The sequence below is a fragment of the Halomonas sp. SpR1 genome (genome assembly GCF_031010175.1).
Lineage (GTDB): Bacteria > Pseudomonadota > Gammaproteobacteria > Pseudomonadales > Halomonadaceae > Vreelandella.
On record NZ_JAUAMB010000012.1, the window covers coordinates 1 to 22038 of the forward strand.

General features: G+C 50.8%; 25 protein-coding genes and 1 rRNA gene. 12 read left to right on the forward strand and 14 right to left on the reverse strand.

Annotated features, from left to right (window positions below):
• Nucleotides 1-10 precede the first annotated feature (10 nt).
• Nucleotides 11-126, forward strand: a 5S ribosomal RNA gene (gene rrf, locus QT231_RS10525).
• A gap of 119 nt (nucleotides 127-245) precedes the next feature.
• Here the strand turns inward: rrf and QT231_RS10530 are convergent.
• From QT231_RS10530 to flgA, 4 genes are all read right to left on the reverse strand, one after another.
• Nucleotides 246-986, reverse strand: coding sequence for an SDR family NAD(P)-dependent oxidoreductase (locus tag QT231_RS10530; RefSeq protein ID WP_308336857.1), 741 nt, complete (start codon nucleotides 984-986; stop codon nucleotides 246-248).
• A gap of 69 nt (nucleotides 987-1055) precedes the next feature.
• Entirely contained in the window at nucleotides 1056-1505 is a 450-nt protein-coding gene (locus tag QT231_RS10535) for a flagellar protein FlgN (protein WP_308336858.1), read from the reverse strand.
• A 13-nt stretch (nucleotides 1506-1518) separates the two neighbouring features.
• Entirely contained in the window at nucleotides 1519-1785 is a 267-nt protein-coding gene (gene flgM / locus QT231_RS10540; RefSeq protein WP_308336859.1) for a flagellar biosynthesis anti-sigma factor FlgM, read from the reverse strand.
• 98 nt (nucleotides 1786-1883) lie between these two features.
• Nucleotides 1884-2600: a flagellar basal body P-ring formation chaperone FlgA gene (flgA, locus tag QT231_RS10545; RefSeq protein ID WP_308336860.1), complete on the reverse strand. Its 717-nt coding sequence runs from the start codon at nucleotides 2598-2600 to the stop codon at nucleotides 1884-1886.
• A gap of 200 nt (nucleotides 2601-2800) precedes the next feature.
• Here flgA and flgB point away from each other — a divergent pair, with 200 nt between their 5' ends.
• The 11 genes from flgB (at nucleotide 2801) to flgL (ending at nucleotide 13566) form a co-directional block, all read left to right on the forward strand.
• Entirely contained in the window at nucleotides 2801-3235 is a 435-nt protein-coding gene (gene flgB, locus QT231_RS10550; RefSeq protein ID WP_308336861.1) for a flagellar basal body rod protein FlgB, read from the forward strand.
• 34 nt (nucleotides 3236-3269) lie between these two features.
• On the forward strand, nucleotides 3270-3680 hold the full coding sequence (gene flgC / locus QT231_RS10555; protein WP_308336862.1) for a flagellar basal body rod protein FlgC: 411 nt from the start codon (nucleotides 3270-3272) through the stop codon (nucleotides 3678-3680).
• Between the two features lie 3 nt (nucleotides 3681-3683).
• Nucleotides 3684-4376 carry a flagellar hook assembly protein FlgD gene (locus QT231_RS10560; protein ID WP_308336863.1) on the forward strand — a complete coding sequence of 231 codons (693 nt, stop codon included), beginning with the start codon at nucleotides 3684-3686 and terminating at the stop codon, nucleotides 4374-4376.
• A gap of 22 nt (nucleotides 4377-4398) precedes the next feature.
• Nucleotides 4399-5664: a flagellar hook protein FlgE gene (gene flgE, locus QT231_RS10565; protein ID WP_308336864.1), complete on the forward strand. Its 1266-nt coding sequence runs from the start codon at nucleotides 4399-4401 to the stop codon at nucleotides 5662-5664.
• A 31-nt stretch (nucleotides 5665-5695) separates the two neighbouring features.
• Nucleotides 5696-6454: a flagellar basal-body rod protein FlgF gene (gene flgF, locus QT231_RS10570; protein ID WP_308336865.1), complete on the forward strand. Its 759-nt coding sequence runs from the start codon at nucleotides 5696-5698 to the stop codon at nucleotides 6452-6454.
• A gap of 50 nt (nucleotides 6455-6504) precedes the next feature.
• The gene (gene flgG, locus QT231_RS10575; protein ID WP_007112104.1) at nucleotides 6505-7287 is read left to right on the forward strand and encodes a flagellar basal-body rod protein FlgG; all 783 of its coding nucleotides are present in this window, start codon (nucleotides 6505-6507) and stop codon (nucleotides 7285-7287) included.
• Nucleotides 7288-7325: 38 nt separating this feature from the next.
• The gene (locus QT231_RS10580; protein ID WP_308336866.1) at nucleotides 7326-8015 is read left to right on the forward strand and encodes a flagellar basal body L-ring protein FlgH; all 690 of its coding nucleotides are present in this window, start codon (nucleotides 7326-7328) and stop codon (nucleotides 8013-8015) included.
• Nucleotides 8016-8033: 18 nt separating this feature from the next.
• A complete protein-coding gene (locus QT231_RS10585) occupies nucleotides 8034-9266 on the forward strand; it encodes a flagellar basal body P-ring protein FlgI (RefSeq protein ID WP_308336867.1) in 1233 nt (410 codons plus the stop codon).
• Complete coding sequence (gene flgJ, locus QT231_RS10590) at nucleotides 9266-10294, forward strand: flagellar assembly peptidoglycan hydrolase FlgJ (protein WP_308336868.1); 1029 nt, start codon at nucleotides 9266-9268, stop codon at nucleotides 10292-10294. The genes QT231_RS10585 and flgJ overlap by 1 nt, the downstream gene beginning before the upstream one ends.
• Nucleotides 10295-10367: 73 nt before the next feature.
• Complete coding sequence (gene flgK, locus QT231_RS10595) at nucleotides 10368-12266, forward strand: flagellar hook-associated protein FlgK (protein ID WP_308336869.1); 1899 nt, start codon at nucleotides 10368-10370, stop codon at nucleotides 12264-12266.
• 16 nt (nucleotides 12267-12282) lie between these two features.
• Entirely contained in the window at nucleotides 12283-13566 is a 1284-nt protein-coding gene (gene flgL, locus QT231_RS10600; RefSeq protein WP_308336870.1) for a flagellar hook-associated protein FlgL, read from the forward strand.
• 61 nt (nucleotides 13567-13627) lie between these two features.
• On the opposite strand, the gene fliR is transcribed toward flgL, so the two are convergent.
• The 10 genes from fliR to fliI form a co-directional block, all read right to left on the reverse strand.
• A complete protein-coding gene (gene fliR, locus QT231_RS10605) occupies nucleotides 13628-14419 on the reverse strand; it encodes a flagellar biosynthetic protein FliR (RefSeq protein WP_308336871.1) in 792 nt (263 codons plus the stop codon).
• A 4-nt stretch (nucleotides 14420-14423) separates the two neighbouring features.
• A complete protein-coding gene (gene fliQ / locus QT231_RS10610; protein ID WP_009723992.1) occupies nucleotides 14424-14693 on the reverse strand; it encodes a flagellar biosynthesis protein FliQ in 270 nt (89 codons plus the stop codon).
• Nucleotides 14694-14760: 67 nt separating this feature from the next.
• Nucleotides 14761-15618, reverse strand: a complete 858-nt coding sequence (fliP, locus tag QT231_RS10615; protein ID WP_308336872.1) for a flagellar type III secretion system pore protein FliP — start codon at nucleotides 15616-15618, stop codon at nucleotides 14761-14763.
• Complete coding sequence (gene fliO / locus QT231_RS10620) at nucleotides 15615-16058, reverse strand: flagellar biosynthetic protein FliO (protein WP_308336873.1); 444 nt, start codon at nucleotides 16056-16058, stop codon at nucleotides 15615-15617. Before fliO ends, fliP begins: the two co-directional genes overlap by 4 nt.
• Nucleotides 16055-16633 (reverse strand): flagellar motor switch protein FliN, encoded by a 579-nt coding sequence (fliN, locus tag QT231_RS10625; RefSeq protein ID WP_308336874.1) that lies wholly within the window; start codon nucleotides 16631-16633, stop codon nucleotides 16055-16057. Before fliN ends, fliO begins: the two co-directional genes overlap by 4 nt.
• Entirely contained in the window at nucleotides 16630-17685 is a 1056-nt protein-coding gene (gene fliM, locus QT231_RS10630) for a flagellar motor switch protein FliM (RefSeq protein ID WP_308336875.1), read from the reverse strand. Before fliM ends, fliN begins: the two co-directional genes overlap by 4 nt.
• A 21-nt stretch (nucleotides 17686-17706) precedes the next feature.
• Nucleotides 17707-18183: a flagellar basal body-associated protein FliL gene (fliL, locus tag QT231_RS10635; protein WP_308336876.1), complete on the reverse strand. Its 477-nt coding sequence runs from the start codon at nucleotides 18181-18183 to the stop codon at nucleotides 17707-17709.
• A gap of 171 nt (nucleotides 18184-18354) precedes the next feature.
• Nucleotides 18355-20163 carry a flagellar hook-length control protein FliK gene (locus QT231_RS10640; protein ID WP_308336877.1) on the reverse strand — a complete coding sequence of 603 codons (1809 nt, stop codon included), beginning with the start codon at nucleotides 20161-20163 and terminating at the stop codon, nucleotides 18355-18357.
• A 19-nt stretch (nucleotides 20164-20182) separates the two neighbouring features.
• Nucleotides 20183-20638, reverse strand: coding sequence for a flagellar export protein FliJ (gene fliJ / locus QT231_RS10645; protein WP_308336878.1), 456 nt, complete (start codon nucleotides 20636-20638; stop codon nucleotides 20183-20185).
• The gene (gene fliI / locus QT231_RS10650) at nucleotides 20635-22029 is read right to left on the reverse strand and encodes a flagellar protein export ATPase FliI (RefSeq protein WP_308336879.1); all 1395 of its coding nucleotides are present in this window, start codon (nucleotides 22027-22029) and stop codon (nucleotides 20635-20637) included. The genes fliJ and fliI overlap by 4 nt, the downstream gene beginning before the upstream one ends.
• Nucleotides 22030-22038 lie beyond the last annotated feature (9 nt).

Below are 22038 nucleotides of genomic sequence, written 5' to 3' on the forward strand. Positions count from 1 at the left end.
GCCAGTTACGCCTGACGACCATAGCATGCGTGAACCACCTGATCCCTTGCCGAACTCAGAAGTGAAACCGCTTAGCGCCGATGGTAGTGTGGGGTCTCCCCATGCGAGAGTAGGTCATCGTCAGGCAATTATTATGAAAAATCCCCCGGGGCTGATGCCTTGGGGGATTTTTTTTGCGTGGTCGTGAGGGGTAAATAGTGAGGAGTGAGGGGTAAACTTCAACACCTCACACCTCACACCTCGCCCTACCAGTCGATAGGTTTACTATCCCAAGCCCAAAATGTACCGCTATCATCGGGTGTTCGCTGGGCGATGACTGCCAACAGCTGTTCTGCTACAAATGCGGGTGTGAATAACTTGTCGTCAGAAACCCTGGCTTGAAAGGGCTTGGAGAGTGCCGTATCAGTTGTGCCTGGGTGCAGGCATAAGACGGTGGACTGCTTATTAAGCCGCTTGAGCTCAATGGATGCTGTCTTAAACAACATGTTATGCGCTGCTTTGCTGGCACGATAGCTGTACCAGCCCCCTAACTGATTATCTTCGATTGAACCAACGCGAGCTGAAAGGCTAGCAATCACTGCAGGGTGTGACCCTTTGAAAGAATCTTTCAGTGCCGCTAGCAGTAAGATTGGCACAAAAGCATTGATGTACATTGTTTTCGCGAGGTTTTCTTCGCTAAGCTGATCAAGGTGCTTTTCGGGGAAAAGTTGTTGCGTATCATCGTGAAGGATGCCGATGGCATTGAAAAAGAAGTGGATTGGCTGGGCGGCTAACTCTTTCTTAAGTGCATGCCTATCCTGCTCTTGGGAGACATCGAGCATTAAGTGGGTAAGGCGGGGGTTGTCAATCCGTGATGGTTGGCGGCTTACTGCAATTATGTGGCCGACCTGAGAGGAAGAGAGTAACTGCTGAATAACGGCAGAGCCTATTCCCCCTGATGCGCCGATGACCAGCGCTGTAAAATGATGAGGCAGTAAACTGAACATGAGAAGCCTTTGCAATCCTGCTAGTAAAGGCTTTCATTGAAACGCTATGTTGGAGACTTGTCGAGGAGATCAGGCCGAAGCGTTGATTCTGCCTGACTGGGCGCTATTACGACCATCCGGCTTATAGAGCGTTTTTTCTGCGATTTGCCGAATGTAGTCAAGCATTGCCTGATTATGCTTCATTCGAACAGACAGCATCTGGCCCGTTAACTCATTCATACGCGAAGCTCGCTCACTCTTTTCAAGTAAGCTATCCCAAGCCGTGAGGCAGTCGGCATCGCGAGCTGCCGCTTTGGCGCCGTCAGCGCCTTCGGCATACCCAAGACGTTTTTGTACATTACGGCGCACAATCTCTATGCGCTCTAGTTCAGCCAGTAACGATTGCTTATCTTGTGCGACTTTTGATAGTGCATCACCGTCAATGTCACCTTGCGTCAATAAATTTTGCTCGCTGGACAACAACGAAATTAACTCATCAAGTCGTTGCTGTTGATCGGTAAGCAAGGATGCAAGGCTCATTTAAAGCGACTCCTTAAAAATCTTTAAGATTTGCAATTAGGCCCTCAGCGATACGGTCAGCACTCATTTCAAGGCGGCCCTCGCGAATAGCGTCACGGATTTCTTCAACTTTGGCGCTATCGATATCCTGAGATTCATCGATACTTGATTGGCTCAATTGAGTCGATTCGCGCGTTGTACCACCGGGTGCCACCGGAGTTACGCTGTTAGCCTTTTGCGTTTCATCGCGCTGCTGGGCTTGGTTAGAGCGTAACAGCGAATTAATGTTATCAATATTCACGTCGTCTGCCTCATCGTCAGCGTCGATGCGCTTTGCGTTTAGTGTAGCTTGTATGAAGATAACTATCGGCAGGGCTGCGCATAACTTTAGGCGGTAAGTTAAAAATCCACCACTAAAATACCTTGGCCAGTGACGCGGGCAGTCATAATTTCCCGTGAACCAAAACGAACCCTGACCCGCTCACCGAGCGCACCATTTTCAAGCGCTTCGCCTTCGCGTGAAACACGGAAAGCAGAACCCTGGGCTATGACAGTAACGCGCTGCCCGCGTTCAACTAAGTGAGGTGCTTGTAAATAATGGGCTAAAAAGGCGCTACCACTGCGAATGGGGCGCTGAGCTATTTTACCCACAATATCTTCTTCAGCGGTGAGGGCCTGAGCTGACAGGTCACCAAGATTGCCACCGCGTTCGCTTAGCATGCTTGAGGTGATCAGTGTGCCTCGTTCAATATCTCTCGCTGCCACTACGTAATTGCCGATGACATCAATTTGGGCCTGCAAGTAGCGGACTTGCCGACTGTTTTCACCGCAACGTACTCCAACGGAAACGCGGCCCAAGGGGGCTTGATTGGCGTTGGGTAAAAAAGGCTCAGGTCGGACGCATTCCGGTAAATGTGGGGACGGTGGTCGTAAGTCAATCACCACTTCTTCGCCTAATGCTCGTGTCTCCTCGTATAAAAACTGATGCACTTGTTGAAGAAGGACGTCGTCATCAGCCTGAGCTTTGGTTAAAGCAGCGATGCATAGAATTGCCATAAAGAGAAGCACTTGCCAGTAGCGAAGCGTGCTTGGCTTAGTAAAGCGCTGTTGTAGCATGGAAAGGTCACTTGCTTGGGAGCTTAGGAAGGAGAGCAAAGGAGTGGAGTCATTGCCCAGTGTAGCGAAAAGGTAGCAGCCGTATCACGCGAAATGCTGGCAGAAACGCCAGCTGTTCCATGCTTTAGGCTGACAGTTCCAGACGTATTCTTCATCATCAACAAAATCCATTTTATTTTATGCCTCAAGCGAGGGTCGGCATGATTGATCAACTGGAATCTGCCTTTAATTTTCATCAGCAAGCAGTGAGTCTACGCCAGGCACGCCACGACGTATTGGCCGCTAACATTGCCAATGCCGATACGCCTAACTATAAAGCGCGCGACATAGATTTTGCTAGCGAGTTGAAAAAAGCAGTAGACGGTGCTCAGAGTGCATCTAGTAATAGCGGCGGCGGCCTGGCACTGGCGCGCACCGCTGGAAACCATATTGCTGGAGAAGGCCCCGCATGGCGTGGAGCGGGCCACGCCGATTTACTTTACCGCATTCCCGACCAGCCTAGTTTGGATGGAAATACGGTTGATATGGATCGTGAGCGTACGCAGTTTGCTGATAATGCTGTGCGTTATCAGGTCGGGATCACGATGCTCAACAGCCGTATCCAGGGGCTGAAAAATGCTATGCAGCCCGAATAAACCAGACCAAATTAGAATGAGGAGTTAACCAATTATGTCAATGTTCTCTACGTTTGATATTGCCAGCTCGGCAATGAGCGCCCAGTCCCAGCGTATGAATGTTACCGCCAGCAATATGGCCAATGCTGACAGCATAGCCGGGCCTGATGGTGAAACCTATCGAGCGAAACAGGTGATGTTTGAGACTCAGGCGCAAAGTAATCGCTATGGCGTTGGTGGTGTGCGTGTTACCGAGGTAGTAGAGGACGATTCGCCTCTGCGCATGGAGTATATGCCTAACCATCCGGCGGCGGATGAAGAGGGTTACGTGGCAAAGCCGAACGTTGAGCCAGTACATGAAATGGTCAATATGATTTCTGCCTCTCGCTCCTATCAAGCCAACGTTGAAGTCTTTAATACCAGTAAGCAGATGTTGATGCAGACGCTGTCGCTGGGTGAGGGGTAAGCCATGAATGTCGATACGAGTGTACTGAATAACATAAACGGCGGCGGCTCGAATGGTCTCTCAGCTCGCCAATCCGATGAGCTGCGTGAAAGCTTTATGACGCTACTGATTACGCAGCTGCAGAACCAGGATCCACTCAATCCGATGGAAAATTCGGAAATGACCTCGCAGTTAGCGCAAATTAATACGGTCAGCGGTATTGAAGAGTTGAATAGCACGCTGCAAGGCATTACCAGCCAAATGGATGCGAATCAGGCACTGCAGGCGAGCGGCTTAATTGGCAAAGGCGTTATGGTGCCTGGTAAGGATGTTTTGCTGGAGCAAGATAGCGACGGTAATTCGTATACAACACCTTTCGGAATAGAACTGGCCGAGCCAGCGAAGAGTGTTAAAGCGACTATCGTGGGTGAAGGCGGGCAAATCATAAAACGTTACGATGATCTCGGTCCACTGAAAGCTGGTGTTCATTCGTTCGACTGGCCGGGGTTCAATGATCAAAACGAGGCGGCTGCCAGTGGCCGGTATACCGTACAGCTAGAGGCGACCAACGCCGAAGGTGAAAAGATTGAATCCACAGCCTTGCAGTATGCGGTAGTCAACCGTGTGACGCCGAATGATGGCAGTGGCAGTGTTCGGCTGGATCTAGGCGCTATCTATGGCCAAGTCAACCTAAACGATGTTAAACAAATTCTATAACTCGGATATTTGAGGATCTACTATGTCATTTACTACTGCTCTGTCTGGTATTAACGCACAGTCAGAAAAGCTAAACTCTGCAGGCAATAATATCGCCAACTCACAAACCGTGGGTTACAAAAGTTCAAGCGTTCGTTTTGCCGACGTATTCGCTAATTCTCAAGGAATTGGTGTCAAGGTATCCGATACTCGTCAAAACTTCTCACAAGGTAGTATCGAAAGCACAAACCGCAATCTTGACTTGGCTATTTCTGGAAGTGGTTTCTATCGTATGGAACAGTCTTCAGGTGAAGTAGCCTACTCAAGAAATGGTGAGTTCAGCTTGGCTGCTAATGGCGATATTGTTAATGCGCAAGGCGCCAGACTGATGGGATACGGTCTGGATACCCAGATTACTGAAGATACGGCTGAGCAGTTAGCATTTCCTTTTTCTGACGTGTTAGTGGGAAGTGATCCGGTTCCTTTAAATGTGGCTGCGAATGACATACCAGCGAGGGCTACCTCAGAAGCTAACATCCTTCTTAATCTGGACGCCACGACTGTTCAAGGACAGGGTTTAAGCACTGTCGAATTAAATGATGGAACTGAATTGCCGTACCACTTTTCAAACAGTTTTACGGCTTATGATTCGTTAGGTAATGCGATAAACGTGTCGACTTATTTTGAGAGAGGTGCAGACAATCTGTGGAATGCGACAGCGGTTACCAATGGGGTACAAAGAGGCACTTTCACACTTGACTTTACTACTAGCGGGCGATTGCTAACAGATGCTGATGGTAACGTAACCGGAGTAAATGGAGGCGATGATAGCGCTACAATTACTTTCCCAGGCGGTACTGACGCGGAAGACGTTTCATTTGATTTAATGTTTGATGGAAGCACTCAGTTTGCAGACATCTCTTCGCGGAGAGAGTTTAATCAAAATGGTTACACATCAGGCGCTTTAGTGGGTGTCGAAGTGCTTGCGGATGGTACCGTAATGCGTAACTTCTCTAATGAACAATCTCGTCCTGCAGGTCAGATTGTATTAGATACTTTTCGCAATGAAGAGGGGCTGAGGCCGTTAGGCAACAACCTGTGGGCAGCAACGAATAGTTCAGGTGTAGCTAACACGGGTGCGCCCGGCTCTGGACAGTATGGTCAAATTGAGTCAGGTGCTGTCGAAGCTTCTAATGTGGATTTGGCCAAAGAGCTTGTGGATATGATTGTCTCGCAACGTGCTTACCAGGCAAACTCTAACACCATCAGTACCCAGGACGAACTCCTGCAGACCGTAATTAATCTTTAATGATCGGTCATATTTGTAAGGAGTAAGTAGCGTGGATCGAATGCTCTATACCGCCATGAGTGGCGCCAAGAACAGCATGGATCAACAGTCGGTGGTAAGTAATAACTTATCAAATGTAACCACGACTGGTTTTCGTGCGCAGCTGCAGGCCGCTCGTTCGGTGCCCGTACAAGGTGAAGCGTTACTGGCAACGCGTACCTCTGCGGTGACCACCACGCCTGGCAGCGACTTTTCTCAAGGGCCCGTTGAGTATACGGGCCGCACGCTTGATGTCGCGATGCAAGATGATGCGTGGATGGCGGTGCAGGCCGATGACGGTACTGAAACCTATACACGCCGTGGTGACCTGCAGATTGACAATGATGGCGTGCTGCTCAGCGTTGGACGACCTGTGGTGGGCGAAGGCGGCCCCATTGCCGTCCCGCAAGGGGCGCAGATCTCCATCGGTGCCGATGGCACGATTAGTGCCATCCCCGAAGGCGTAGGGCCGGAAGCGCTGGTCGAGGTAGGGCGTATTAAATTGGTGACGCCTGACGCTGGCGCGTTAACACGCGGCGAAGATGGTCTGTTTCGAGCTCCCCCTAATGAAGAAGGGGAGCCAGGAGCCTTGCCCGCTGACGAAAACGCCAAGCTGGTTAGTGGCGCCCTGGAAGGTAGTAATGTCAGCGCTATCGATGCCATGGTCTCGATGATTGATGTGGCACGCCGCTATGATATGCAGATGAAAGTGCTGAGTACTGCTGACGAAAACGCTCAGCGCGCCAACGCGATTCTATCTATTCAAGGTTGATGTTGGCCATTCAGAGCTGACGTGAGTCAGTCGGTCAAGGGAGCATAATTATGATCAAGTCCTTATGGACAGCTAAAACAGGTTTGGAATCTCAGCAAACCAAGCTAGACGTGATTTCAAACAACCTGGCTAACGTTAGCACCAATGGCTTCAAACGCTCACGCCCAGTGTTTGAAGATTTGTTGTACCAGAACATGCGTCAGCCTGGCGCGCAGAACAATATCCAGGATCGTCTGCCGTCCGGTATGCAGGTGGGCACCGGCGTACGTGCCGTGGCCACTGAACGTCTGCATACCCAAGGTGGGTTAGAGCAAACAGAGAATTCCCGCGACCTCGCGATCAATGGCGAAGGATTCTTTCAGGTTTTGATGCCCGATGGTACGACGGCCTACACCCGTGACGGTAGCTTTCAGCTAAATGAAAATGGCCAAATGGTGACCGCCAATGGTTACCCTGTTGAACCTGCTATCTTCTTACCGGCCAATGCGCTGTCGGTTAATGTGGGTGAAGATGGCACGGTAAGTGTTCGCCAGCCGGGTGTTGCGCTTGATAATGAGGTCGGGCAAATCACCGTCAGTACCTTTATTAATCCAGCAGGCTTACAAAGTATCGGTGGCAACCTTTACCTGGAGACGGGGGCCTCTGGCGCACCCAACGAAAACATGCCGGGTATGAATGGTGCTGGTCGTCTGTTCCAAGGCTACGTTGAAACCTCCAACGTCAACGTCGTTGAAGAGATGGTCAATATGATTCAGACCCAGCGCGCCTATGAAATCAATAGCAAAGCGGTGTCCACCAGCGATGAAATGTTGGCACGCTTAAGCCAGCTGTAACGGTTATTACTCACCGGGCTTACTTTACAGGTTGCGTTATGCTGGAGTTGCACCACATGTCACGTCGTATTGCGCTAGCGGGGCTGGTGCTTTTAATGCTGGTTGTTGCCGGGTGCGCTCAGATTCCCAGAGCCTCAGTCGTGGGTGAGCAAGAGCAGATCAGCATTGTTGATCGACCGCCCCCCATCCCCAATGGCTCTATTTATCAGGCTAGGCAAGGTTATCAGCCGCTCTTTGAAGATCGTCGGCCACGCGCCATTGGTGATATTTTGACCATTGTGCTGGATGAAGAAGTCAGTGCCAGTAAAAACTCGCAATCCAATGCGGGGCGCAGCGGCAGTGCTAGTCTTGAACTAGCACAATTGCCCGACGTTCTTGATACGCTTGCAGAGTATGGCTTTGATATTGCTGGTGAGAATAACTTCACTGGTAGTGGTGGGTCGCGGGCCAATAACTCTTTTACCGGTACCATAACGGTATCAGTATTAGAGGTGATGAATAACGGTAATTTACGCGTGCGTGGCGAAAAACAAATTGCCATTAATCAGGGCACTGAGTTCATTCGTTTTTCTGGTGTGGTTAACCCGCGTACGATTACCGCACAGAACTCAGTTCCTTCCACCCAGGTCGCGGATGCGCGTATTGAATATGTGGGTGACGGTTATATCAACGAAGCGCAGCACATGGGTTGGCTACAACGTTTCTTCTTAAACGTCTCGCCGTTCTAGCTCTATGGGGAGCCAACAATGACAGAGCTATGCTTGACCGGCCCGGCAATAAAAGGCCTTGCCATGAAAGAACGACAGCGGCTAGCAGCGACGCAATTAAGTATCTTTTGGCGAAGCAGTCTGGGAGCAGTTAATCGCCGAGTAATCACCGCCTGGGCACTCCAGCTGAGTACCTTAGTGGTGATAGGCCTATTGGCGTTACCTGCCCAGGCAGAAAGCGTTCGTGAGTTGGCGAGCTTCGCCGGCGTCCGTGATAACCAATTGGTAGGCTACGGCCTAGTGGTTGGTCTTGATAGTACCGGTGACCAAACGACACAAGCACCTTTTACCAGTCAAAGCCTGACCAACATGCTCTCTCAACTAGGGGTAACCGTGCCTGCAGGCACGAACTTGCAGCTGCGAAACGTGGCTGCCGTAATGGTGACAGCTAATCTCCCGCCATTCTCGAGGCCGGGCCAGCGCTTAGACATAGTGGTTTCTTCTATTGCCAACGCACGCAGCCTGCGAGGCGGCACGCTTTTAATGACACCATTAAAAGGTGCCGATGGTGATACCTATGCTATTGCCCAGGGTAACATGTTGGTAGGTGGAGCGGGCGCCCAAGCGGGAGGCAGCAGTGTCCAGATCAACCAGCAGGCATCAGGGCGTATTCCTAATGGCGCCTTGGTGGAAAAAGAGGTGCCGCTTAACCTGGGTGGTAATGGTGGGATGCTCGAATTACAGCTCAACGATTCCGATTTTGGCACCGTTCAGCGCATGGTGACGGCAATTAATAATGAGTTCGGCCAATCAGTGGCCTACGCACGTAATGGCCGGGTAATCGCCCTTGATGGCCCTACGGACGATAATGCGCGGGTCAATTTTATGGCGCGTGTCGAGAATGTCCAGGTAACGCCAACGGAAGCTCCGGCGCTAGTAGTGCTGAATTCACGTACCGGCTCAGTGGTCATGAACAGTGCCGTCACATTGCGAGAAGCGGCGGTAGCCCACGGCAGCTTGTCGATCATGATTGATACCCAGTTTGGCGTTAGCCAACCTAACCCCTTTGGAGAGGGGGAGACGGTTGTAGTACCCGATGCAGATATTGATATTGAGCAGCAAGAAGCTTATCTGCAAATCGTAGAGGGCGCGCAGCTTAATGAAGTGGTCAATGCCTTGAATGCCTTAGGCGCGACCCCCCAAGATTTGATGTCGATTCTGGAAGCGTTAAAAGCGTCTGGTTCACTGCGTGCTGAGCTGGAGGTCATTTAATGAGTGCGAGTGATATGACCAGTCAGTTCGCTCTGGATATGAATGGGTTTCAGCGTCTTCAGCACACCGCACGCGTCGACCCTGAAGCGGGCGTGAATGGCGCAGCCCAGCAGTTTGAAGCGCTTTTTATTCAAATGATGATGAAAAGTATGCGCGACGCCACGCCCAGTTCACAGCTGATGAACAGCAGCGCGACAGATACCTATCAATCGATGCTGGATCAGCAGTGGTCACAGGTGATGGCTTCGCGTGGAATGGGGCTTGCTGAGGTCTTGGTTGAGCAACTGGAGCGCCAAGGCGCCATCTCAAAAGCGCAACCAAATGCCGATCAAGAGCTACAAGCATTAATCGCTGGTATCCCCCGTGGTACCCCACGCACGCTTGACGATTCATATGCGGTCAGTGCTGGTACGGATGGAGCTTCCAAAGAGCAGAGCAACGGACGCTTCTTAGCCGAGCTAGAGGCTATTCGCCAAGGCGTGAATAGAGGGAGTGTAGTCGATGCTCCCCCGCTAACGCAGCGAGAGCAACATGGGGCAGGGCATGTCGGTCAGTTTATGCAAACGCTGGCAGCTCCTGCCCAGGCCGCTAGTGCGGCCACCGGGGTTCCTGCTGAATTAATTCTGGCTCAGGCCGCGCTGGAAACAGGCTGGGGGCGGCACGAAATTACCACTCGTAATGGCAACAATAGTCACAATCTGTTTGGTATCAAAGCCGGTAGTCATTGGAAGGGCGAAACCACGGATATCGTGACTCACGAATATATTAATGGACGACGGACGCAGGTGGTGGACACCTTCCGCGTCTATGACTCGTTCGAACATGCCTTTACTGACTATGCTAGCCTAATCGGCAATAACCCTCGCTATGCCGCTGTGGTGCAGGCCCCTAATGCGGAACAGGCGGCGAGAGAACTACAGCGCGGAGGGTATGCTACTGATCCACGCTATGCAGACAAGTTGGTAGCGGTCATGAATACCATGGGGCCTCTTAACGCCGCCAGCAGCTTCCTAGCCGATTCTCGTTAACCCTTCCCTCAAGTTTTTCTGCGCAGTGCCGATACTTAAATAAGATATAGGTATTGGCCTAAGGAATTGAACCATGAGCATGTTTTCGATCGGCTTAAGCGGCCTCAATGCGGCGCAGAATGCCCTCAACACCGTTAGCAATAATGTTAGCAATATCAATACGCCTGGTTATAACCGTGAGATTACACAGTTAGGCCAGGGGCGCGTGAGTGGAGGGGTTCGTGTCAATGATATCGAGCGCCAGTTCAATACGTATGTAGCTGACCAGTTAAATAGTGCCAAAACACAGTCTAGTGCGCTTTCCACTTACTATAGTCAAGTAACGCAAATTGATAATTTGCTGGCAGACCGCGAAGCTGGTTTAGCCCCTCTGATGCAGAATTTTTTCTCCTCATTAGAAGATCTGGCGGCCTCACCCTCTGATCCAGCGGCTCGTCAAGGCGTTCTGGGTACCGCCAATACGCTGAGTTCACAGTTCCGTTCCTTTGATGGCTACCTGCAAGATATGCAGGGCAATATTAATGGCCAGATCAAGGATGAAATTACCCAGATTAATAACACCACCGAGCAGATCGCCGGCTTAAATAAAGAGATTGCCCTGGCTCGCGCTCGCAGTGGGGAGGCGCCCAATAGTCTGCTCAACCAGCGTGATCAATTGGTATCTGAGCTTAATGAGCGTATGGATTTGCGCCTGAATATTCAGGATGGCAAAAGCTACAGTCTTAGCTTGCCCAATGGTCAGCCGCTGGTGACAGGAACCAGCTCGTTCCAACTAGAAGCAGTTCAAGCCGATTATGATCCTCAGCGTACGGTAGTGGGTTATCGCGATGGTGGTGGTAATGTCGTTCAGCTAGACGAGTCCACCATCAAAGGGGGGACGCTGGGTGGTTTAATGAGCTTTCGTTCAGAAACCCTAGATAAAACTCAGAACCAGATTGGTCAACTGGCCGTATCGCTATCCACGGCTTTCAATGCGCAGCATAAGCTAGGGGTGGATCTGGCCGGTGACCAGGGCGAAGATTTCTTCGCTGTTCGCGCACCGCAAACCTATAGTCACGGTGGGAACAGCGGCGCCACTATTACTAGCGCTGAATTTGACCCCAACCAGATTGATGCTCTGCGGGCTACCGACTATACCGTTAGTTTTGAGGCTGGTGACCCAGTGGTTACTCGAAATGATAACGGCCAGGTTGTCGATTTTGACCAAGACGCCTGGGATGATGATGAACAATTAAAATTTGGCGGTATTAGTATTGAGTTTAGTGCGGCACCGCAGAATGGTGACCGCTTTGAAATCCAACCAGTGCGGCGTGCCGCTAATGGCATGGAAACGAATATTGCTGACGTAGATAAGATTGCAGCTGCTAGCTTTGCTGACTTTGAAGGCAACTTAGACATAGGCAAAGTAAGCATTGCCGATGGCGCTTTTGCTGATGCAGACGAAGAGTACTCGATTACCGTTGATCAGGATGGCAGCGTTAGCGGAGTGGAGCCAGCGGCAGCGACAATGACGGTTAATGGTAACCCGTTTGATCCAACTACCCAGACTCTGGAAGCAAAGGATCGTATTCAGATTGGCGATATTACGTTTACCCTAAACAAACTGCCTGAGGCGGATGGTACTAGCGTTTCTATCACCTTGAGTGATGCGAATGCGGGCGATAACCGTAATGCCTTAGCCATGCAAGAGCTTCAGGCTCAGTCGGTTGTCGGCGGGCGCGCAACCCTTACCGGCGCGTATGCATCTATGGTTAGTGATGTTGGTAACCGAACCAATATCACAGAAGTTAATCTAGATGCCCGACAGGGCCTGACAGACCAGTTGCGCGCTGTACAACAGTCCGAATCTGGCGTAAGTATTGATGAAGAAATGGCAAATTTGATGCGTTACCAGCAATACTACATGGCTAACGCGAAAGTCATTGATACGGCTGGCTCGCTGATGGACACCATCTTGAACCTGCGCGGTTAATTGGGGAGCTTAAGTTATGCGTATTAGTACCGTTACCATGTTCGAGCAAAGCACGGCGTCTATGAACCGCCAGCAGAGCGACTTGATGAGGGTGAGTCAGCAGATGGCCAGTGGCCGACGCGTGGTTAACCCGTCAGACGACCCTCAGGCCGCCTCGCGTGCGATTGGCGTTGATCAGGCAAAGGCGACAACTGAACAGTTTTCAAATTCTCGCGTATCAGCGCGTAATACGCTCTCGCAGTCTGAAAGCATTATCAATAGCGTTAGTGACGCCATAACAAGTGCGAAAGGGTTGTTGATTCAGGCGTCTAGCGATACGCTGACTGACGAACAGCGTGAGTCCATCGCTAGCGAGCTCAAAGGCGTTTATGAAACCATGCTGGGCCAGGCCAATTCAACGGATGGTAATGGGCGCTATTTGTTCGGCGGCTACAAAGATAATAGTCCTCCGTTTGTGAAGTCAGCCGATGGCAGCGTGGAATATAAAGGCGATACGAATGCACGCGAGCAGCGTGTAGATGCTACGCGCTTAATGCCGGTAGCGGATAATGGCGTGACTATCTTCCAAAGTGTACCCCGCGGTGCTGGTTATGTAGCAGAAGCAAAGAAAGAGGATGGCACGCTAAATCAAGGTAATGTGACATTTCGCGGGCCCCAGACCCTTGATGTCAAGAACGCTGATTATGGTAGCGATTACCGTGTCAGTTTTGATGGAACTGCTGCCGATCCAACTTATCAGGTTCAACGATTTGATAATACAACGAATGCCTGGGTGAACAACGACTCGGATGGTGCGGCATTAAGCTCAGGCACCTGGGCAGATGATATTAACGACGAGGGTTCTCTTTCACTAGAATTCGGTGGTTTATCGATTAGGTTTGAAGGCACCCCGGTGCCGAATGATGAGGTGTTGGTTGCCAAATCAGGGGGAGATGTTCGCGGCGCTGATCTGTTTCGCACGATGGAAGAAGCTATTCGGGTATTAGAAAACCCTGCTGATAATGCAACTAAGAAAGCCGATCAGCGCAATACTTTGAATACTGCTATGCGCGACCTGGACAATAGCTTAGATAACGTTCTTACAGTACGCGCTTCAGCCGGCGCCCGTTTGAGTGAGCTTAAGGTAGTTGATGCAGTAGCGGATAATCGAATGCTGAATTACACGCAGACACTGTCAGATTTAGTAGACCTTGATTATGCTGAAGCTATCACTGAGTACAGTTTGCGTCAGGTAGGCTTACAAGCCGCGCAAAAAACGTTTGTGGACATGAAAGGTATGTCGCTGCTTAATTATATGTAGTTTTTATTTGCCTTAGCTGTGTATATTAAACGCCCATGCTTCTTCGTGACGCATGGGCGTTTTAATTTAAAGGCGCCATCGTTTCGATTAGCCCCTGCATAAACCCCAAGCCTTGGGTAAATAACCGCTGTAGAAAGCGATTGATGTCGGTCATTAGTACCATCATCAGAATAAGACCTACAATGAGAGAGGTAGGGAAGCCGATATTGAACACCGTGAGCTGAGGAGCCGAACGGTTGAGTATGCCGAGGGCTAGGTTAATGGTCAGCAGGGAGCCCACCAGGGGTAACGCCAGTAACATACCCGAAGCAAAAATTGTTCCCGCATACCGGGCGAGTAATTCAAAAGCACCTGGGTTAAAGGTTCCAATGCCGATAGGCAAGGTTTGGAAGCTCATAATCAGGGTTTCAAGCACCATCAGGTGACCGTTCACCGCCAAGAACATCAATAATGTGATCATGTAGAGGATACGTGAGAGCACCATAATGTTGGTACCGCTCGCCGTATCAAAAAAGCTCGCAAACGCCAAACCCATTTGCAGGCCGATAAAGTCCCCTGCAGCTTGAACGACTGCGAACATGATATGCATGACGAGACCCATCGCTAAGCCGATTAAGATCTGTTCGATCATGACGCCCATCCCAGCCCAAGACATGATGGCAATATCCGGCATGGCCGGTAAAAGCGGCGCAATGACAATGGAAATAAGAGCAGCAAGGCCCACTTTGGCTTGGTTGGGAACGCTGGAGTGCCCCCACAGAGGCGAAGCCGCCATAAAGGCCGTGATGCGCGCAAAAGGCCATAAAAAAGCCACCAGCCACCCCTGCAGTTGTGCGAAAGTGACTTCCACCATAGCGCTACATCACCATACTGGGGATGTTGGTAAATAGGCGGTGAGTAAAGTCAGTAATCAACCCAATCAGCCAGGGGCCAGCTAATACCAACACTGCAAAGACGGCCAAAATTTTAGGAATAAACGTGAGTGTCATTTCGTTAATTTGCGTTGCGGCTTGAAAGAGGCTGATGATTAAACCAGTGAACAGCGCCGCCAGCAGCATGGGGCCAGCAAGGAAAAGCGTTACGCGCATACCTTGGTAAGCAATGCTCATCACCATTTCAGGGGTCATAGTTGGAATCCTGTGTGCCGTATAAAACGACACGGCTTGTCATATATAAAAATTACTCAATGAAGCGCTATATCATGTAAAAGCTTTCTGCCATTGAGCCGATAATAAGCTGCCACCCATCCACTAAAATGAACAGCATTAACTTAAAGGGTAATGAGATCGTAATGGGCGGAACCATCATCATACCCAGCGCCATCAGCGTACTGGCGACTACGAGGTCGATGATTAAAAACGGGATAAAAATAGTAAAGCCAATTTGAAATGCTGTTTTAAGCTCACTAGTAACGTAAGCGGGCAATAATACTCGCATGGGTAACTCTTCCGGGCCTTGCATCGGCCCGACATCTGCCAAGCGAACAAACAGGGCCAAGTCGGGCTCGCGGGTTTGGGCAAGCATGAATTCACGAAATGGTTCTTGGGCAAGTAGTAAAAATTCTTCAAAATTAATCGTTTCATTAGTCAGTGGTACCCAGGCGTTGTCGTACACCTGGGCTAATACCGGGGACATAATAAAAAAAGTCAGAAAAAGCGCGATTCCCAAGAGTACTTGATTGGGCGGCGTTGCCTGGGTACCCATTGCTGTGCGCAACAGGCTCAGCACAATAATGATGCGCGTAAAGCTCGTCATCATTAGCAGCATGGAGGGTAAAAACGCTAGCGAGCTTAAAAAGAGCAGTGTTTGCAGTGAAAGCGACCACTGCTGTCCGCCGTCCTCTAGCGGTTGTGAAATAATGCCAGGTATTTGTTGTGCGTGAGCAGGGCCTGCTATAAAACAGGCAACAATAATAACCAGCCAAAGCGAAAGTGGCTTAGCGATATTGTTCTTGAGAACACAGCTTTTCAAAACACAGCTCTTCAAAACATAGTTGTTAAAAACACAGCTTTTAAAAACACAGGGCCAAGAAAGGTGCATCCATTGCCTCATGGCGTCTGATGTGGATCGGTGGGCGAGGATGAATCGCGGTTGCGACCGGCAGCTAACGCTTTTGATAGGCGAAGCGAAAACCGTGAGGCAGGCGGAGCCGATGCGGTTGGCGTACGCTCTTCTGGGGCCGGGCGCTCGTGTAGTTTCGTGATACGACCGCCTCCCACACCAACGACTAGCCAGGTATCTTCCACTTCAACAACCACAATACGCTCACGATTACCTACGGAAGTACTGCCCACAATTCGCAGGTGGGCGCCATGGCGTGTGGTATGGTTGCCCCAGCGCTTTAAAAGCGCCGTGCAGATTAGAATGATCGCAATAACGAGAGCTAAGGCCGCGGCTGTCTTACCTAGAACAGCCATGCCTATTAATGCCTCGCCACCGTTCCCCAGTGCATCGAGTGAACCGTTCTGCGTCGAGGAAGTTGCTACGCTCATCGGTTCAATTTATGAATACGTTCAGAAGGCGTAATGATTTCAGTAATACGAATGCCGTATTTATCTTCGATCACGACGACTTCGCCTTGAGCAATCAGGTAGCCATTAATCAAGATATCCATCGGTTCACCGGCGAGGCCTTCAAGCTCAATCACAGACCCTTGCGCTAACTCAAGCAGCTGCTTAATGGTTAATTTCGTGCGGCCTAACTCCACGGTGAGTTTCACCGGGATATCCATGATCATTTCAAGCTCACGCGCCTGCGATGAACCGCTGTCTGGGCTTAAAGGGCGGAAGACGTCGTCACTCGCAGGTTTAGCGGCCGGTGCTTTATATTCTGGCTCCGCTGTTTCCTGTTCACTTGCCTCAACGGCCTCTTGCTCTGCCATAGCAGATGCCCATGGATCTTCTTCCTCTGCGCTTGAAGAAGCTTCTTCTTGCTCAGCCATAGCGGCTGCCCACGGATCTTCTTCTTCGCTAGCGGCATCGGCACTTGAAGAAGTTTCTTCCTGCTCAGTGGCATCCGCTGAATCGTCGTCAGAGACGTTCTGATCAGGCTTATTGGGATCAGTCATGCTTTGGATTCCTTGGCTTTCTGTCGCGTAGACCCTTTAACGAAGTCCTTGGACGATGCGTTATTCATAGCGGCATGGTCAATCATGTGTAGCACCCGCAGTGCGTGCTGTTGACGTTGGCTACCGTACTCGCACTCCATGACGGGAACCCCGTCAACACTTGCTGTGATAGAGCTCGGAATATCTAACGGTAGCACGTCGCCTTTTTTCAACCCCATTACGTGGGCAATACGACTAGGTATTTGAGCAAATTCAGCGACCAACTCTACTTCTGACTGACGTAGCTCACTCGCCATACGACGAGACCAACTGCCATCTTGGTCGTGATTACTGTCATTGATCGGGTTGGCCAGTAAATCACGCAACGGCTCGATCATGGCGTAAGGCATGCATATCTGAAAATTGCTTGAAAGGTTGCCGACTTCGATATTGAACTTGGTATTCACCACAATTTCATTAGGGGAATTGGTGATGTTGGCGAACTTTGACTGCACTTCAGAGCGTAAAAAACTGACATCCAGAGGATGAACGACTTTCCACGCCTCTTGGTAAGCATCAATGGCGAGATTAAGCAGACGCTGGATAATACGCTGTTCAGTGTTTGTGAACTCTCGACCATCTGATTTAGTGACAAAGCGACCATCACCACCAAAGAGGTTATCGACCACCATAAAAACGAGGTTAGGCGGAAATACCACCAGCGCTGAACCACGTAGCGGCTTCATAGATACGATGTTCAGGTTTGTTGGAACAGGAACATTACGCGAAAATTCGCTAAAGCTCTGATAACGCACTGACTCTACGGTAATGTCTGCACTACGCCGTAATAGGTTGAACAAGCCAGTACGAAAATAGCGTGCAAAACGCTCATTGATAAAATCAAGCGCATGCAAGCGCTCACGAATAACGCGATGCTGAGTTGACGGGTCATAAGGTCGAACACGCGCTTCGTCTTGCGCTTTGGACGATGAAGCAGATGGCTCATCGTCTCCGCTAACGCCCTTCAGTAGGGCATCAATTTCTTCCTGGGACAGTAGATCGTCCTGTGACATGAACGGCTCCAGTTCCCGAGGTTATTGCACAATAAATTCGGTGAATAAAACTTCACGCAAATCAAGCGGTGGCTGATTTTCCGTCAGCGGGGCGTTGAGTCGCTCAACAATCGCTTGTGCAAGCTGTTGCTTACCTTCCGGGGAAGTAAGTTCATCAGCCTGCTTGCCCGATAGCAGCATCAGCAGACGGCTACGCACTTGAGGCATATGCTCTTCTAGAATTGCTTTACTTTCCTCATTACCCACACGCAGAGTCACGCCTGTATAGAGTAAACGTGAGCCATAACTATCATCGGCAAGATTGACGGTAAAGGGTTCAATCCGCATGAAAATAGGCGGTTCGCGCTCCATAGACTGCTGCATTTCTGCGTCTTGCGAACCGTCATCACGCTGATCCATTACCATATAAATAGCCGCTGCTGCTCCCGCTGAAGACAGCAAGACCAGGATAATCATTATCCAGAGCAGTTTTTTTGACCCGCCGCTTTTTTCTGCCATTTGCGATTCCTGTGAACTCCATGCGTATCACTAGCAAAGTATTATGCCAAAAGCACATGCCGGTGATGAAATGAACAGGCTCGTTTGGCAAGCCTATCTTTTGGTTTAGCTATTTCATTGGCGTACTGATGTGTAGTACTAGAAAGAGCATACAAATTCTGGCGTCGCCACTTAAGCGTAAAGGTCTACCCGCCCATCCAGGGCCAGCGGGTTACTTCCGGCGTTTTGGTGAGTTGCTTCATCTGAACCAATCTCGCCGCTGTCGCTGCCAGTTTTAATGCCGTTCTTGCTGCTTGACTGGGCAAAAGCCTGGTCATTGGGGTCGCGCTGTTCGCCAACAGATGTTTCACCCAGTGATATACCTTGCTCCGCCAACGCTTCCCTTAGCTGGGGGATCGCCTGCTCTAGCACTTGACGCACCTGTGCATGGGCTGACAAAAAGTGTGCTTGAGCGCCTTGTTCGCTAAATTTTAGTGAGATAGAGAGCGGGCCCAGCTCTGCTGGATTCAACTGCATTTGGACATGCTGATCGCCGCCCCGCTGTGAAATCTGCACCAACTGCTGGCTTAGTTGTTGCGACCAGGCAGGACTCATAAAAGGCGTTGTTAACGTGGCAGTTGTCGGGGTAGGCGCAGGAGTATACGTTTGCGCGGATTGCGGCATGGCTAACGGGTTGCTACTGGTATTGAATGAAAAACCGGTAGGTAATTGCTCACCACTCTGGCTTCCTTTCGGCGCTCCATCTGCGGTCAGTAGAGCGCCCATGAGAGCTTCGCTACTGACGTTGGGGGCTGCGCTGCTGGTGTTTGAGGTGGTGAGTTGAGTAACGAAAATATCTGGCTGTTGCCTAGGGGCTATCTGGCGCTCAGCCACAGGCGAGCGTGCATCAGTTAAACGAGCTGAATCAACGGGCAATGTCTGAGCCCCCTGCTGTTGCCCGACCAAGCCATTTAGCGCGGAGACCAACTGCGCAGCTTCCGTTTGATTAATGTTTAACTGATCAGCAATGGCTTTCAGTGCTGCTGGGTCGATAGGCTGCACAGATCCGTTGGTATCCATACTGAGAGACTGGATAATTGTTTTGAGCGCCGGTGTATTGACCAGCTGTGCAGCTTCCGTTTGAGTAATGTTTAACTGATCGGCAATGGTTTGCAGTGCTGCTGGGTCGATAGACTGCACAGATCCGCTGTTATCCATACTGAGAGATTGGATAATTGTTTTGAGCGCCGGTGTATCGACTAGCTGCGCAGCTTCCGTTTGATTAATGTTTAACTGATCAGCAATGGCTTGTAGTGCTGCCGGGTCGATAGACTGTACAGATCCGCTGTTATCCATACTGAGAGACTGGATAATCGTTTTGAATGCCGGTGAATCGATTAGCTGAGCAGCTTCCGTTTGACTAATATTTAGCTCTTCAGCGATTGCTTTCAGCCCTGCTGTGTCGATAGGCAGTGCTGTTTGGTTTGTGTTGATGTTTAGCTGTTCCGCAATCAACTGCAATGCACCTGAGTCGGATAACTGCTCTGCTGGCAGTGATGCGTTGCCATTAGAAAATGAAGCCATAAGTGCAAGACGGCCGGCAATTTCGTCAAGAGGTGACGAGAATTGCTCACCCTCTAAACCCAGAGTGTCCGCGCTGATCTCTGAGTTCGGCAGCTGTAGCTGGGCGAGAAGTTCAGAAAAGTCACTCTCACTGACATCAAGCCCCAGGGTTTCAAGGGCCGCGCTCAAATTTTCAGCGTCGACTTCCAATGTATCGGATACAAGATTGCCGAGTGCATCGAGCTGTTTTTGCTGTAAGGGCGGCTGAGCAGCGCTAATTTCACTAAGCCCGGGTGACGATAAGCGTTGCTGAGTATCAGACGCTTGTAACAGCGCCTGGCGGAATAGGCCGTTGACTGGGTCTTGCCGGTTAAAAGCACCTGGAGACTGTGTCTGAGGTGAGCTTTGGCTGACCGAAAGCATCTGGTGAATGTTCATATACAGTTCCCTGACACCGCTAATGCGGAGTGTCGTTATGCTGACGACGAGCCGCGCGGCTTGTCACCAGATCATCATTGGTTTTTTGTTCCTGACGCTCACTGCGGCGGTGCTCTTCTAACAGTCGACGTGACGCCAGTGTATCGTAGGAAGAGAGCTTACGCTGCTCTTGTTGCCAGTTCTTTTTGCTTTGTTCAACGCTTGCCTGTTGAGCGGCTAACGCTTGTCGAGCGCGGCTAAGAGCCGCATCCAAAGAGGCCAGGAACTGTTGATAGTTGTACATGGTGGCAGGGTCAATGCCGTCACTCATCGCTTTTTGCAAGCGCTCAGCGTACTCCGCTCGGTAGCTCAGCAGCGACTGTAGCTGAGCGGTCGTTTGCTGTTCTGTTTGTCGCTCTTGAGCCAGTATCTTGCCCGCTTGATCGCGGGCGCCTCTGGCTAGGTCGGTCAACATCTCAAGCTGTGAAGTGCTCATGCGCGCCCTCCTACCAGTGCGTGCAGTGCTTGGCGAGCATCCGCAAGCGTTGCACACTCATCAATATTTTGTTGAAGGAAGTTTTCTAACGATGGAAAGCGTTTCACTGCCTCGTCGAGTTGGGGGTCATGACCAGGACTGTAGGCCCCTACGCTGATCAGATCCCGGTTACGCTGGTAGCGTGAGAACAGTTGCTTGAAAACCCGCGCTTCCTGAAGCTGGTCGGGTGAGGCAATAGAGGTCATGGCGCGGCTAATTGAGGCTTCAATATCGATGGCCGGATAGTGACCCGCTTCTGCTAATGTTCTCGACAGTACTATGTGCCCATCTAGAATGGCGCGAGCAGAATCGGCAATAGGATCCTGTTGGTCATCGCCCTCCGTAAGCACGGTATAAAAAGCCGTAATAGAGCCGCCGCCACGTTCAGCATTGCCTGCTCGCTCTACTAAACCCGGTAGCTTGGCAAAAACTGACGGCGGATAACCTTTAGTAGCGGGTGGCTCACCAATCGCCAAAGCAATTTCCCGCTGGGCCATGGCATAGCGTGTTAGTGAATCCATAATCAACAGAACATCGCGACCTTCGTCACGAAAGCCTTCTGCCAGGCGTGTTGCATAAGCGGCGCCCTGCAGGCGCTGTAGTGGTGATGTGTCAGCGGGAGCGGCGACGACCACAGCACGGCGTCGACCCTCAGGGCCCAAAATGTTATCGATAAAGTCTTGGACTTCACGACCCCGCTCACCAATCAAACCCACTACAATCACGTCGGCTTTGGTGTAGCGCGCCATCATGCCTAGCAGTACTGATTTACCCACACCCGAGCCTGCAAAAAGCCCCATCCGTTGGCCTCGGCCTACGCAAAGCAGTGCATTAATAGCACGAATGCCGACGTCAATTTGCGCATCAATAGGCGCTCGAGAAAGCGGGTTGAGCGGCGGAGAGCTGAGAGTTGCTCGGGGTGTCTCATCTATACTCTCCCGATCATCCAGCGGATTGCCGTTACCATCCAGTACTCGGCCAAGCAGGCTATCGCCCATCGGGAAGCGGCGGGCAGTGTTGTTGCCGCTTTCATCAAGAGGTGCGACGCGAGCCCCAGGCATTAATCCGATAACCTCCTCGAGAGGCATCAAGAATAACTTGTCACCAGAAAAGCCGACGACCTCCGCTTCGGCATGCCTATCGCTGTCTGTCAGTCGACCATCACTGCCTGGCAATTCAATCCGACAGGCGCTGCCCACAGCCACACGCAATCCTACCACCTCAATCACCATCCCCGTCGCGCGAATAACGCGGCCGCTATTGCGGTAGCGAGGCAGGTGGCTGACACGCTGCTGCGTGCGTCGCAATGCCTTATTCCAGCGATGTTGATGGGGACAGGTGGTATCTGCCATAGCGTATGC

What these genes read in the sequence shown, in the direction of transcription:
- QT231_RS10530 (WP_308336857.1), bottom strand. Translation starts at nt 986, where the DNA reads ATGTTCAGTTTACTGCCTCATCATTTTACAGCGCTGGTCATCGGCGCA.
- QT231_RS10535 (WP_308336858.1), bottom strand. Translation starts at nt 1,505, where the DNA reads ATGAGCCTTGCATCCTTGCTTACCGATCAACAGCAACGACTTGATGAG.
- flgA (WP_308336860.1), bottom strand. Translation starts at nt 2,600, where the DNA reads ATGCTACAACAGCGCTTTACTAAGCCAAGCACGCTTCGCTACTGGCAA.
- flgB (WP_308336861.1), top strand. Translation starts at nt 2,801, where the DNA reads ATGATTGATCAACTGGAATCTGCCTTTAATTTTCATCAGCAAGCAGTG.
- flgC (WP_308336862.1), top strand. Translation starts at nt 3,270, where the DNA reads ATGTCAATGTTCTCTACGTTTGATATTGCCAGCTCGGCAATGAGCGCC.
- QT231_RS10560 (WP_308336863.1), top strand. Translation starts at nt 3,684, where the DNA reads ATGAATGTCGATACGAGTGTACTGAATAACATAAACGGCGGCGGCTCG.
- flgE (WP_308336864.1), top strand. Translation starts at nt 4,399, where the DNA reads ATGTCATTTACTACTGCTCTGTCTGGTATTAACGCACAGTCAGAAAAG.
- flgG (WP_007112104.1), top strand. Translation starts at nt 6,505, where the DNA reads ATGATCAAGTCCTTATGGACAGCTAAAACAGGTTTGGAATCTCAGCAA.
- QT231_RS10580 (WP_308336866.1), top strand. Translation starts at nt 7,326, where the DNA reads ATGCTGGAGTTGCACCACATGTCACGTCGTATTGCGCTAGCGGGGCTG.
- QT231_RS10585 (WP_308336867.1), top strand. Translation starts at nt 8,034, where the DNA reads ATGACAGAGCTATGCTTGACCGGCCCGGCAATAAAAGGCCTTGCCATG.
- flgJ (WP_308336868.1), top strand. Translation starts at nt 9,266, where the DNA reads ATGAGTGCGAGTGATATGACCAGTCAGTTCGCTCTGGATATGAATGGG.
- flgK (WP_308336869.1), top strand. Translation starts at nt 10,368, where the DNA reads ATGAGCATGTTTTCGATCGGCTTAAGCGGCCTCAATGCGGCGCAGAAT.
- flgL (WP_308336870.1), top strand. Translation starts at nt 12,283, where the DNA reads ATGCGTATTAGTACCGTTACCATGTTCGAGCAAAGCACGGCGTCTATG.
- fliR (WP_308336871.1), bottom strand. Translation starts at nt 14,419, where the DNA reads ATGGTGGAAGTCACTTTCGCACAACTGCAGGGGTGGCTGGTGGCTTTT.
- fliQ (WP_009723992.1), bottom strand. Translation starts at nt 14,693, where the DNA reads ATGACCCCTGAAATGGTGATGAGCATTGCTTACCAAGGTATGCGCGTA.
- fliP (WP_308336872.1), bottom strand. Translation starts at nt 15,618, where the DNA reads ATGAGGCAATGGATGCACCTTTCTTGGCCCTGTGTTTTTAAAAGCTGT.
- fliO (WP_308336873.1), bottom strand. Translation starts at nt 16,058, where the DNA reads ATGAGCGTAGCAACTTCCTCGACGCAGAACGGTTCACTCGATGCACTG.
- fliN (WP_308336874.1), bottom strand. Translation starts at nt 16,633, where the DNA reads ATGACTGATCCCAATAAGCCTGATCAGAACGTCTCTGACGACGATTCA.
- fliM (WP_308336875.1), bottom strand. Translation starts at nt 17,685, where the DNA reads ATGTCACAGGACGATCTACTGTCCCAGGAAGAAATTGATGCCCTACTG.
- fliL (WP_308336876.1), bottom strand. Translation starts at nt 18,183, where the DNA reads ATGGCAGAAAAAAGCGGCGGGTCAAAAAAACTGCTCTGGATAATGATT.
- QT231_RS10640 (WP_308336877.1), bottom strand. Translation starts at nt 20,163, where the DNA reads ATGAACATTCACCAGATGCTTTCGGTCAGCCAAAGCTCACCTCAGACA.
- fliJ (WP_308336878.1), bottom strand. Translation starts at nt 20,638, where the DNA reads ATGAGCACTTCACAGCTTGAGATGTTGACCGACCTAGCCAGAGGCGCC.
- fliI (WP_308336879.1), bottom strand. Translation starts at nt 22,029, where the DNA reads ATGGCAGATACCACCTGTCCCCATCAACATCGCTGGAATAAGGCATTG.